Source organism: Streptomyces sp. DI166 (assembly GCF_900091315.1).
Classification (GTDB): domain Bacteria; phylum Actinomycetota; class Actinomycetes; order Streptomycetales; family Streptomycetaceae; genus Streptomyces; species Streptomyces fuscus.
In genome coordinates this window covers 1-11,286 of the sequence record NZ_FLSP01000158.1, presented here as the reverse complement: position 1 = coordinate 11,286, position 11,286 = coordinate 1, and the positions used below count along the sequence as shown (strand labels likewise).

Genomic DNA, 11,286 nt, shown 5'->3' with positions numbered 1-11,286 from the left:
CGACATGGCTCTGCCCGCACCCCTGCGCGCGCTCGCGGGCCCGCCGCCCCGCCGTCGCGTGGGGCAGCGGGCCGGTGCGGGTGGTCCGGGCACGCTCCGGCGCAGGCTGGCCGGACTGGCCGACGACGAACGCGAGGCCGTCCTGGTCGAGTTGGTGCGCGCCGATGTCGCGGCCGTCCTCGACTACCCCTCGCCCGACGCCGTCGACACCGGCCGCGCCTTCCGCGACATCGGCCTGAACTCCCTCACCGCTTTCGCGCTGCGCAACCGGCTGCGTGAGACCACCGGACTGCGCCTGCCCGCCGCCCTCCTGTTCGAGGTCGACACCCCGGGACGGCTCGCCGCCCACCTCAAGGAGGAACTCCAGCGCCTGTGACCCGCCGGGACCACCTCACCCCACCCACCCCCCACCGCACACCCACCACACGCGAGGAGAACCACCACTCATGAAGACGGACGGCGTCTATGTCGACACGGTCGGGGCGTACATCCCGGAGCAGTGGGTGAGCGTCGAACAGGCGGTCTCGGAGGGCCTCTACGACGAGTACTCCGTCCAGTACGGCACCGGACTGACCGCCGCCTACATCGCCGGCGACCTACCCGCCCTCGACATGGCGGTCCGCGCCGCCCGGCAGGCCTTCGGCAGGTCCTCGTACGACATCGAGGACCTCGACTTCCATGTGCACTGCACCGCCGTCCAGCACGGCCCCGAGGGTTTCTACCCGCCCGGCTTCGTACTGCGCGAACTGGGCGCGAGCGGCGTCGCCAGCACCGATGTGCGCCAGCACTCCAACGGCCTGCTGGCCGGTATCGAGGTCGCCGTGGGACAGCTCACCGGCGCGGCAGGGGCGGAGACCGCGCTGGTCACCGCCGCCGAGAACTTCACCAGCCCGCTCATCGACCGCTGGACCGGGTTCGGCACCGGCTTCACCGCCAGCGACGGCGGCGCCGCCGTACTGCTCAGCGGCGACAGCGGCTTCGCGGCGCTGCGGGCGCTCAACTCCGGGACCCTGCCCGAGCTTGAGCAGTGGCACCGGGGCGAGGAGTCGCTGCTGCCGTTCCGCGGCGAGGAGCGCAAGGCGTCCGGCACCATGGACCTGCTCACCCACTTCAACCAGCACGTCATGCCGCTCGACAAGTGCATGGAGATGATCCGGGACTTCGAGCTGGACATCGTGCACCGCTCCCTGGTCGACGCCGGGCTCAACGCCTCCGACCTGCGCTGGGTGGTCGCCGCCAACAGCGACTCACGGATGATCGACCAGATGAAGATGCAGCCGCTCGGCCTGCCCATGTCCCGTTCGACATGGGACTTCGGCAAGGAGTACGGGCACATGGGCGCCTGCGACATGGCGGTCTCCCTCAACCACCTGCTGCTCAACGGCATGGTGGCGCCCGGCGACCACATACTGATGACCACCTCGGCCTCCGGCTGGGTGTCCACCTCCGCCGTACTGACCGTGCTCGAACTGCCCGCCTGGGCAACGCGAAAAACCCTCTCCTGACCCCGAACGGCACAGCGCCCCGGCACCTGGAGGAGGTGCCGGGGCGCCGTCGTGCGCCGTGCTCAGTCCGTGCGGCGGGCGTACACCATCGAGTAGCGGAACACCTCCGGCAGGTTCGCCGCCCGCTCCACCGTCACCTCGAAGCCCTGCGCGTCGAGGATGCCGCGCACCGCGTCCAGCCGGCCGTCGAGGTCCTGCACCTCGATGACGGTCTGCCGCACGCGCCGCCAGTCGGCGTCGTCGAGGCCCTCCATGACCTCCAGCTCGGCGCCCTCGACATCGATCTTCAGCAGGTCGACGGGGCCCTCGGGCGCCCACTCGCGCAGCACGTCGGAGAGCCGGCGCACCCCCGCCTCGACCTCGATACCGGCCATGATGCTGTCCAAGGCCTCCTGGCCGATCTGCGCCACGGTCAGCTCCTGGCCGACCTTCTTCTGCTCCGGATAGCGGGTGGAGTTGCCGGGGAGCGCCGGGTAGAACGTGAACCGCACCTGCTCCTCGGCCTTGCGGCCCAGCGCGGCGCGCACCACCTCGACGTCCTTCGCGCCGTGGCTGTCCAGGTTCTCCACCAGCGCCCGGTGGATCGCCGGGATCGGCTCGAAGGCGAGGATGCGCGCGCCGGGGAACTCCTGCTTGACGAAGAGGGAGAACAGCCCCACGTTGGCGCCCGCGTCCACGACCCGGGAGGAGTCGGAGAGCTGGATGCCGTGCTTGAGGTAGGCGCGTTCGCCGAATATCTCGTTGTGGATGAAGTCGACCTCGGAGAACAGCGCGCCCTCCGTCTGCGGCACGACGACGGAGAAGCCCTCCGCCAGCTGAACCGACCTGATCTCGGTCATGAAACGCTCCCTGAGCCGTGGAATTGCTCCTCAGTCTGGCGTGGGCAACTCCGGTGATTTCCTAGACTTTCGGCGCGGCCGGGCAGGGCTCAGGCGTCCCGGCCGCGCAGCACCAGATAGCCGCCGAGCACCGCGGCGGCCACCCACACCAGCATGATGACCAGGCCGCCGCCCGGCCCGTAGGGCACGTCGTCGTTGGGCACCACCCGGGCCATCGCCGCACCGGCCTGGTCCGGCAGATAGTGCGCCACCTCCTTGGCGCCGGGCACCGAGGCGAGGATCTGCGTCACGAGGAAGAAGAACGGCATGAGGATGCCCATCGACAGCATGGAACTGCGCAGCATCGTCGCCACGCCCATGGAGAACACCGCCATCAGCGTCATGTAGAGACCGGCGCCGAGTGTCGCCCGCAGTACGTTGTCCGCGCCGATGGTGGTGCTGTGCGAACCGAGGGCCGCCTGCCCGGCGAAGAAGGTGACGAAGCTGGTGACCATGCCGACGACGAGGGCCGCGCCGGTCGCCACGGCGAGCTTGCTGACGTAGAAGACACCGCGGCGCGGTACCGCCGCGAGGGAGTTGCGGATCATTCCGGTGCTGTACTCGCCGCCGATCACCATGACGCCGAAGGCGATGATGGCGAGCTGGCCGAGGACCCCGCCGGTGAAGCTGGTGCCGGCCGGGTCGAAGGTGAGCCTCTCCTGCCGGGACAGGTCGTCGTACTGGGCGTTGGACAGGGCGCTGATGAGCGTGCCGAAGGCCACGGTGACGGCGAAGGCGGCGAAGAGCGTCCAGGCCGTGGAGCGGACCGTGGTGAGCTTGGCCCATTCCGAGCGCAGGGCCGCGACGGGTGCGGACATGGTTCAGGACTCCGTTCGCGTGGTCTCGGGTCGCGTGGTCTCGGGTAGCGTGGTCTCGGGCGCCGCCGGGTAGCCGGACGGGACGGGCTTGGCGGTGAGCGGTCCGGTGCGGTACTCGGCGGCCTCGCCGGTCAGGGCGATGAACGCCTCCTCCAACGAGGCCTGCTGGGGGCTCAGTTCGTGCAGCGGAATGCGGTGCTCCAGGGCGAGTTCGCCGAGCCGTTCCGCCGGGGTGTCGTCGGCCACCTCGAAGGTGCCGGTGCCGTCCTCGGTGGCCGTGATCCCGGCGGCGGCCAGTACATCGCGCAGCTTCTCCGGCTCGGGGGTGCGCAACCGTACCGACGAGCGCGAGTTGCGGTCGATGAACTCCCGCATGCCCGTGTCGGCGAGCAGCCGGCCCCGGCCGATGACCACCAGATGGTCGGCCGTCAGCGCCATCTCGCTCATCAGGTGGCTGGAGACGAACACGGTACGGCCCTCGGCGGCCAGCCTCTTCATCAGCGTGCGGATCCAGTGGATGCCCTCGGGGTCGAGGCCGTTGACCGGCTCGTCCAGCATCACGATCTCCGGGTCGCCCAGCAGCGCCGCCGCGATGCCGAGGCGCTGGCCCATGCCGAGCGAGAAGCCCTTGGGCCGTTTCCGGGCGACGGCGGTCAGGCCGACCTCCTCCAGGACCTCGTCGACCCGGCCCAGCGGTATGCCGTTGCTGAGCGCCAGGCATCTGAGGTTGTCGTAGGCGCTGCGCCCGCCGTGCATGGCCTTGGCGTCCAGCAGGGCGCCCACGTGCCGCAGTGGGTCCTTCAGCCGCGCGTAGGGCTGTCCGTCGATGAGGACGTGCCCGGAGGTGGGGCGGTCCAGGCCGAGCATCATCCGCATCGTGGTGGACTTGCCCGCGCCGTTGGGCCCCAGGAAGCCGGTCACACAGCCGGCCCGGACCGTGAAGGTGAGGTCGTCGACCACCACCTTGCGGCCGTACCGCTTGGTCACTCCCGCAAGCTCGATCATGCAGGTCACGCTAGGCGGAACAGGTGACTCCAGTCCGGCGGCGGGGGAATTGTCTGGGGGTTCTCGCAGTCCCCCGCGGTTCAGTCGCCCACCAACCCCGCGCAGTACGGCAGATACGCGTCCAGCAGGGCGTCCAGGTACTTCTCGTCCGGGGTCGACCGGAAGTCCGGCACGAACCGGCGCAGCCGCTCCAGCGACACCCGGGTCACGGCGCGCGGGCCCGGCCGCTCGACCCGGCGGGCCGTGACCCCCAGCCGCTGCTCGATCGCGGTCACGACCGACTCCACGGGCTGCGGGATGCCCGAGGCCACATTCAGCACCTCGCCGCTCACCCCGTCGGCCAGCAGCCGCCCGACCGCGTGCATCAGGTCCCGCACGTCCAGCAGATCGCGGTGGGCGCCCCGGAGCACCGTCACCTCACCGGCGCCGATGTTCCGGACGAGCGTGGGCAGCAACTGGTGCGGGCGCTGGTGGCCGCCCACCGCGTGACTGAGCCGCAGCACCAGGTACTCGACACCGGAGGAGCGCACCACGCTCTCCAGCGCCAGCTTGTGCCGCCCGTAGGTGTTCGGCGGACGCACGGGGTAGCTCTCGGACGCCTGCCGCCCCTCGTCCGTGAACCCGTACATCGCGAAGGACGAGGTGGAGAAGAACAGCACCTGCCGGCCCTCCCGGGCGCAGGTGTCGAGCGTGTCGTAGAGGACCTGGGCCTCGCGGTCGTACTCGGCCGCCTCCGCGGTGGTCGTCCGGGACACCCCGCAGGCCAGGGCCGTCACGGCAGGGAAGCGGTCGCCGAAGGACTCGGCGAGATTGCGGGCGAGGAAGCCGTCACCGACGATCCGCACGGGCCGCCCCCTCGTCCGTGGCCGCCGCGACCGTGACCGTCTCGCGGACGTCCGGGAGCTGCGGGGTCAGCTCCGGCACCGACCGCAGGGCGACGACCAGGGTCCGCGCCTGCACGTTCACGTAATGGCTGTACTTCAGCAGCTCACCGAGCTGACGGAGCGTCATCCACTGGTAGTCGGCCGGGATGTCGTCGAGGCCGTCGTCGTCCGCGGCCACGATCAGGTAGCGGCTCTGCGCGTCGAGGAACCGGCCGCCCTCCTCCGACAGCACGGTGTCGAACAGGATCCGCTCCGGCCGGGCCCGCTCCACCAGGTCCAGGAACCGGGGGCGGGCGGAGGCCGGCAGGTGGGCGTAGTTCTCCGGCGTGCACTGCACCGTGGGGCCCAGTTCGATGACGTCGAGATAGCCGGGCTCGACCCGGGCGTGCATCAGGCAGTGCGGCACCCCGTCGATCACCCGCACCAGCATCGCCACCACGCCCAGCCCGTGCGGCTCCAGCAGCGGCTGCGACCAGGACGCCACCTCGCGCCTGCCGGAGGAGACGTCCACGGGCACGATGCTGAAGTACAGGCCCCGTTCGTGCGCGATGCGGTCCTCGCCGACGTGCCACCCCTCGCTCTCGATCTCCCTGAGCGGCACCAGCTCGGTGGCGACCTCCCGCTCGCTCTGCTGGGTGGTGATCCAGTTGCGGATCGCCACGTCGGAGTGGAGCGCGGGGGAGGGGCCGGGGCCGTGCTGCCAGTCCGGCAGACACGACAGGACCGTACGGGAGTCCATGTTGACGAGGTTCTCGTACCGCAGCAGGGCATGGAGTTGACGCAGCGTCAGCCAGCAGAAGTCCTCCCGGGCCTCCACCTCGGGGCCCACCTCGACCACCATGTTGCGGTTGCGCTTGCAGAAGAACCACGAGCCCTGCTCCGACTGGAGCACGTCCGCCAGCACACGGTGTCCGCGCTGCCACGGCTCCCGGAAGCACTCCAGATACGGTACGGCCGAACCTCCGTGCACCCGCGTGTAGTTGCTCTTGGTGGCCTGCACGGTCGGCGACAACTGCACGCCGTTGACGTTGCCGGGTTCGGCCTTGGCCTGCATCAGGCAGTGCAGCACGCCGTTGATCTCGCGCACCGCCAGACCGAGGATGCCTATCTCCGGCTGCCGGATGATCGGCTGGCTCCACTCGGCGACCGGCCCGAAGTCGGTGCGCACACGCAGGCCGCGCACCGAGAAGAAGCGCCCGCTGCGGTGCGCGAGATCGCCGGTCTCCGCGTCGAACTGCCAGCCGGACAGCTTCGCGAACGAGGTGCGGCGCACCTCCTGGTGGTGCTGGGGGCGCCGTTCGTCCAGCCACGCGAAGAACTCGACGTCGGACATGGCCTCGCCGCCCGTCGCCGTGGCGGACAGAGCGAGCCGCGCGGCGAGGACCGCGTCACTGGGGGAGTCGGGACCGGTCGCGTTGAGCTGGGGCATCGCTGTCTCTCCATCGAATCGATGACGGCCCGCGGCGCCGCCGCGGACGCGGGAACTAGGCGGGTGCGGGCGGCCGGGAGGCGTACGGGGACGGCTCGTTGCCGGGGTCCCGGGCCGTACGGCGTACGGGGGCGGCGATCGCGGTGAGGACCAGGTCCGCGTCGACCAGCCACGCCCCCTCAAGCACGGGCCCGCCGACCGTGTCGGCGAACGCGGGCGGCAGCGGCACCAGCAGCCGGGCCGAGAACGTGCCCCGCACCCCGGTTCCCCCGGCGTCCGGTGCGGCGGTGAGGCTCAGCCGGGCCTGGTCGAAGCCGAGCATCGAACGCGCCGACGGGAACCACGCCTTGTACACCGACTCCTTCGCACTGAACAGCACCCGGTCCCACGGCACTTGGGGCTCCGCGGCCCGCAGCCGGGCCAGTTCGGCGCGCTCGGCGGGCAGCGACACGGCCTCCAGCACACCGTCGGGCAGCGGTCCGGCGGTCTCCGCGTCGATGCCGAGCGCCGCCAGGTCGGTGGCGCGGGCCGCGGCCGCCACCCGGTAACCGGCGCAGTGCGAGAGCGCGCCGACCACCCCCTCCGGCCACAGCGGCTCGCCCCGGGGCCCCGGCAGCAGCGGCCGCGCCGTCAGGCCCAGCGCGGCCAGCGACAGCCGCGCACAGCGCCGGGCGGTGGCGAACTCGCGCCGCCGCTCGGCCACCGACCGGGCGACCACCGCCTCCTCCTCGGGGAACAGCGGTGGCGCGGACAACTCGCCGCGCACCTCGGTCACTTCGGCGATGTCCGGCAGCAGCCGGCGCATCAGGGCCGTCATCGGGCACCTCGCCTCGGGAGGATCTCGCGCAACAGGGGGTCGGGCATACCGCGGGCCTGCCACTCGCGGGGGTAGCCGAGGGACACCTCGCGGTGCGGCACGCCGTCGTGCCAGGTGGTGCGGGGGATGTGCAGATGGCCGTAGACGACGGTCGCCGCCCGGTAGCGGCGGTGCCAGTCGTGGGTGGCGGTGGTCCCGCACCACAGGGCGAACTCCGGGTAGCGCAGGATCCGGGTGGGCTCGCGCACCAGCGGGAAGTGGTTGACCAGCACGGTCGGCAGGTCCGGGGGACAGGCGTCCAGCCGCTGCCGGGTGTACTCCAGACGCGCCCGGCACCAGGCGGCCCGGCCGGGGTAGGGGTCGCTGTGCAGCAGGAACTCGTCGGTGGCGACGACCCCCGCCTTCTCGGCGCGGGCCAGGGCGTCGCCCCGGCTCACCACTCCGGGCGGCAGGAACGAGTAGTCGTACAGCAGGAACAGCGGCGCGATCAGCACCGGCCCGTCCGGGCCCTGCCAGGTGACGTACGGATCCTCGGGGGTCAACACCCCAAGGGAGCGGCACAGTTCGACCAGGTGCCGGTAGCGGGCCTCACCGCGCAGAGTCACCAGGTCTTCGGGGTGCGTCCACAGTTCGTGGTTGCCCGGCACCCACACCACCTTCGCGAACCGCTCCGCGAGCAGCCCGAGCACCCACTCCACGTCCGCGGCCAGCTCACCGATGTCACCGGCGACGATCAGCCAGTCGGACGGATCGGACGGCCGCAGCCCGCGTACGACGGCACGGTTGGGCTCGTAGGCGACATGCAGATCGCTGACGGCGAAGAGCCTGCCGCCCGCGCCGCCGCTCACCGCTGGGCCGCCGCACCGCTCATGGGCAGGGCATCCGGGATGGTGGGCATGGGAACTCCTCGGGGGGCGTCGGCCGCGTCGATCCGCGGCCGGCGATCAGCTTTATGCCACCGGCCCGCGCGCCCGCACAACGCGCAACCGGCCCTCAAGGCCAAGGACAGGGGAAACGCCCAGACTTCGCCCCGCCGCGCCCCGCGGCAGCGCGCCGCTGACGGATAGTGGCGCCACAACACGCCAACGAAGGACGGACGAGCAGCGTGAGCGTTTCCCCCGCCGACGACGGCCTGTGGTGCCGGCGCTTCCACCCGGCTCCCGAGGCCCCCCACCGTCTGGTCTGCTTCCCCCACGCGGGCGGCTCGGCCAGCTACTACCTCCCCGTCGCCGCGGCCCTCAGCCCGCGCGTCGACGTCGTCGCCGTGCAGTACCCCGGCCGCCAGGACCGGCGCGGCGAGCCGCTGATCGACGACATCGCCACCCTCGCGGACCGGGTGCACGGCGCCCTGCGCGGCTGGGACGACCGCCCGCTGACCTTCTTCGGGCACAGCATGGGCGCGCTCGTCGCCTTCGAGGTGGCCCGGCGGTTCGAACGGGACGGCGGCGGCCCGGTACGCCTCTTCGCCTCCGGCCGTCGCGCGCCCTCCCGGTACCGCGACGAGAACGTGCACCAGCGGGGCGACGACGGCATCATCGCCGAGGTCAAGGCGATGAGCGGCACCGACGACCGGCTGCTCGGCGACGAGGAGCTGATCCGGATGATCCTCCCGGCGCTGCGCGGAGACTACAAGGCGGTGGAGACCTACCGCTGCGAACCGGGCGCCACGGTGGCCTGCCCAATCACCGCGATCGTCGGCGACAGCGACCCCAAGACCTCCTTGGACGAGGCCGAGGACTGGCGCGGGCACACCACCGCCGGCTTCGACCTGCACGTCCTGCCCGGCGGCCACTTCTACCTCAACAGTCGCGCCGCCGACGTGATGCGGATCCTCGACGAACACTTCGCCGCCGCGCCCGCCGCGCAGGCCGGCTGAGGAGGGACACCCGTGACCGAACCCCGGGACCCCGCGCTGGTACGGGTCGAGCGCGGCGTGGCCGACGAGGAGGAACTCGCGGCCCTGACCGCCCTCCTCCTGGCCCGAGCCGCCGCGGCCCACACCCCCGCCCCCCACCCCCACCTACGCACCACAGCCCACTGGACCCGCCACCGCCCCTACCATTCCCCACACAGCTGGCAGGCCCCGGCCTGACGGCAGGCCGTCGGCACAGTCGGCGGGCCCTGAACGACAGGTGGGCGTCGAACGCCCCGCGCACCCGAGGCTGGCACGCGCCGCGCACCACGGCCTGCTGGGGCTGTCCGGACCGCCGCTGGGCGTGCACGGGGGGCAGGCCCCGGCCTGACGGCAGGCCGTCGGCACAGTCGGCGGGCCCTGAACGACAGGCGGGCGTCGAACGCCCCGCGCACCCGGGGCCGGCATGCGCCGCGCACCACGGCCTGCTGGGGCTGTCCGGAGCGCTGCTGGGCGTGCACGGGTGGCAGGCCCCGGACTGACCCGGGGCTCCGGGTGGTACAGGTCCTCGGCGCAGGCTTACGCCCGCGTGCCGCCGCGCGACTACCGGTCCCCGCGCAGGTGGCAGGCCCCGGCCCGCACCGAGGGCGTCGGATCGCCCGCGTCAGCGTGGAGTGTCTCCCCCCGTCATGCCGCCCCCTGGGGTCGTACCGCCTCGGCTGGGTCGGACGGGCCGTCGGTGGTGTCCAGGAGGCCTGCCTCCGACAGGGCTGTGGCCAGGCCCGAGCGGCCGGACGTGGACATCTTGCGGTAGCAGTTCGTCAGGTGCTTCTCCACGGCCCGGCGGGAGACGCCGAGGGAGTCGGCGATGGCCTGGTTGGTCAGCCCCTGGACGGCCATCCGGGCCACGAGCCGTTCCGCGGAGGTCAGCGGGGTGCGCACGGCGGTCCCGGACGCCGCCGGTCCGAGCAGTTCCTGCGCCCGCCCGGCGATCCGCCCCGCGCCGCACTCCACGGCCAGCTCCAGACAGCGGCGCAGCGCGGCCTCCGCCTCGGCGGAGTGACGGGGCGCCACGGTCTCCGCGAGCCGCAGCAGGACCGACGCCCGCAGGTGCAGATCGGTGGAGGTCTCCAGCACCCCGGCGGCCTCGCGCAGCAGCCCCGGCGCGGCGGCCTGCTCGCCCACCACGGCCCGCAGCGCCAGCGCCCGGCCCAGCGCCGAGGGGGCGCCCCAGCGCCGGGCCTGCTCCAGGTACTGCTCGGACAGTTGCTCGGCCCGGTCGCTCTCGCCGGTGCGGTGCAGGGCGCGGGCCGCCCAGTAGGCGGCGGGCACCACCAGGGGGTTGCGCCAGCCCGCCCGGTCCAGGGCGTACCCGGCGTCGAGGTAGTGCTCCACGGCCGCGCCAGGCTCGCCGCGGGTCTCCGCCTCCATGCCGCGCACCAGGGTGAGCAGCGCGGCGAGTTCGCAGTTCTCGTGCAGTCCGCGGAAACGTTCCGGGACCGCGGCGACCAGCTCGGGCTCCCGCGCCCGCAGCGCCACCGCGACCAGGGCCAGCGCCGACAGCGTGGTGGCCTCCTCGGGCGCGACGGCGGCTCCGGCCCGCACCGCCCGCTCCCGCGCGGCCGCAAGCCGGCCCTGCGCGAGCAGCACCAGCGCCTGCTCGGCCAGGACGACCGACTCCTCCAGCCGGCCGCCCCGGCGCACGGCGTCCACCAGGGCCTTGTCCAGCCAGGGCAGCAGCCCGGTCACCGAGTCCGCGGCGACCGCTATCGGCACCAGCAGCGGCAGCATCGTGTGGACGTGCGCGGCGGAGGCCGGTTCGTGGTCCAGCACCCGGTGCGCGAGCGCGCCCACGCGGGCGGCGGGCAGCCCCGCCGAGACGGTCGCCGCGTGCAGCAGGGCCACCAGCAGCTCCCGCTGGTCACCGGTGGCCGTACCGGGCGGCTCGTCCAGCGGGGACAGCCGGTCCGCGGCCGACGCCAGCATCTCCGGGTCGTTCTCGCACAGGTAGTACATCCGCGCCTGCAACCGCTGCCGCAGCGCGCGGTGCGCGGCCGGCGGACCGCCGGGACCCGCGAGGGCGTCCGCCGCGCCGAGC

The 11,286-nt window shown here is 72.8% G+C and carries 12 protein-coding genes; 4 read left to right on the top strand and 8 right to left on the bottom strand.

Going from position 1 to position 11,286, the window contains the following annotated elements; genetic code table 11:
* The coding region (locus GA0115233_RS38230) for an acyl carrier protein (protein WP_141689635.1) at positions 1 to 376 on the top strand (376 nt) is incomplete at its 5' end.
* A 70-nt stretch (positions 377 to 446) separates the two neighbouring features.
* Positions 447 to 1,505 carry a ketoacyl-ACP synthase III family protein gene (locus tag GA0115233_RS38225; RefSeq protein ID WP_093725144.1) on the top strand — a complete coding sequence of 353 codons (1,059 nt, stop codon included), beginning with the start codon at positions 447 to 449 and terminating at the stop codon, positions 1,503 to 1,505.
* A 62-nt stretch (positions 1,506 to 1,567) separates the two neighbouring features.
* On the opposite strand, the gene GA0115233_RS38220 is transcribed toward GA0115233_RS38225, so the two are convergent.
* From GA0115233_RS38220 to GA0115233_RS38190, 7 genes are all read right to left on the bottom strand, one after another.
* Positions 1,568 to 2,344, bottom strand: a complete 777-nt coding sequence (locus GA0115233_RS38220; RefSeq protein WP_093725142.1) for an FkbM family methyltransferase — start codon at positions 2,342 to 2,344, stop codon at positions 1,568 to 1,570.
* An 89-nt stretch (positions 2,345 to 2,433) separates the two neighbouring features.
* A complete protein-coding gene (locus tag GA0115233_RS38215; RefSeq protein WP_093725140.1) occupies positions 2,434 to 3,201 on the bottom strand; it encodes an ABC transporter permease in 768 nt (255 codons plus the stop codon).
* Between the two features lie 3 nt (positions 3,202 to 3,204).
* Positions 3,205 to 4,206 carry an ATP-binding cassette domain-containing protein gene (locus tag GA0115233_RS38210; RefSeq protein ID WP_093725138.1) on the bottom strand — a complete coding sequence of 334 codons (1,002 nt, stop codon included), beginning with the start codon at positions 4,204 to 4,206 and terminating at the stop codon, positions 3,205 to 3,207.
* A gap of 80 nt (positions 4,207 to 4,286) precedes the next feature.
* A complete protein-coding gene (locus GA0115233_RS38205) occupies positions 4,287 to 5,051 on the bottom strand; it encodes an NAD-dependent epimerase/dehydratase family protein (protein WP_093725136.1) in 765 nt (254 codons plus the stop codon).
* The gene (locus GA0115233_RS38200) at positions 5,035 to 6,519 is read right to left on the bottom strand and encodes an NDP-hexose 2,3-dehydratase family protein (protein WP_093725134.1); all 1,485 of its coding nucleotides are present in this window, start codon (positions 6,517 to 6,519) and stop codon (positions 5,035 to 5,037) included. The genes GA0115233_RS38205 and GA0115233_RS38200 overlap by 17 nt, the downstream gene beginning before the upstream one ends.
* Before the next feature lie 55 nt (positions 6,520 to 6,574).
* A complete protein-coding gene (locus GA0115233_RS38195; protein ID WP_093725132.1) occupies positions 6,575 to 7,336 on the bottom strand; it encodes a 4'-phosphopantetheinyl transferase family protein in 762 nt (253 codons plus the stop codon).
* Positions 7,333 to 8,184 (bottom strand): metallophosphoesterase family protein, encoded by an 852-nt coding sequence (locus tag GA0115233_RS38190; RefSeq protein ID WP_093725130.1) that lies wholly within the window; start codon positions 8,182 to 8,184, stop codon positions 7,333 to 7,335. The genes GA0115233_RS38195 and GA0115233_RS38190 overlap by 4 nt, the downstream gene beginning before the upstream one ends.
* A 257-nt stretch (positions 8,185 to 8,441) precedes the next feature.
* On the opposite strand from GA0115233_RS38190, the gene GA0115233_RS38185 reads away from it, so the two are divergent.
* A complete protein-coding gene (locus tag GA0115233_RS38185; protein WP_093725128.1) occupies positions 8,442 to 9,212 on the top strand; it encodes a thioesterase II family protein in 771 nt (256 codons plus the stop codon).
* Between the two features lie 12 nt (positions 9,213 to 9,224).
* Entirely contained in the window at positions 9,225 to 9,428 is a 204-nt protein-coding gene (locus GA0115233_RS38180; RefSeq protein ID WP_093725126.1) for an acyl-CoA carboxylase epsilon subunit, read from the top strand.
* Positions 9,429 to 9,875: 447 nt separating this feature from the next.
* Here GA0115233_RS38180 and GA0115233_RS38175 read toward each other — a convergent pair.
* On the bottom strand, positions 9,876 to 11,286 hold a 1,411-nt coding region (locus GA0115233_RS38175; protein ID WP_141689634.1), incomplete at its 5' end, for a helix-turn-helix domain-containing protein.

Bases quoted from the DNA above. Each gene is read 5' to 3' on its own strand.
- GA0115233_RS38220 (WP_093725142.1), bottom strand. From the start codon at position 2,344: ATGACCGAGATCAGGTCGGTTCAGCTGGCGGAGGGCTTCTCCGTCGTC.
- GA0115233_RS38210 (WP_093725138.1), bottom strand. From the start codon at position 4,206: ATGATCGAGCTTGCGGGAGTGACCAAGCGGTACGGCCGCAAGGTGGTG.
- GA0115233_RS38215 (WP_093725140.1), bottom strand. From the start codon at position 3,201: ATGTCCGCACCCGTCGCGGCCCTGCGCTCGGAATGGGCCAAGCTCACC.
- GA0115233_RS38225 (WP_093725144.1), top strand. From the start codon at position 447: ATGAAGACGGACGGCGTCTATGTCGACACGGTCGGGGCGTACATCCCG.
- GA0115233_RS38195 (WP_093725132.1), bottom strand. From the start codon at position 7,336: ATGACGGCCCTGATGCGCCGGCTGCTGCCGGACATCGCCGAAGTGACC.
- GA0115233_RS38200 (WP_093725134.1), bottom strand. From the start codon at position 6,519: ATGCCCCAGCTCAACGCGACCGGTCCCGACTCCCCCAGTGACGCGGTC.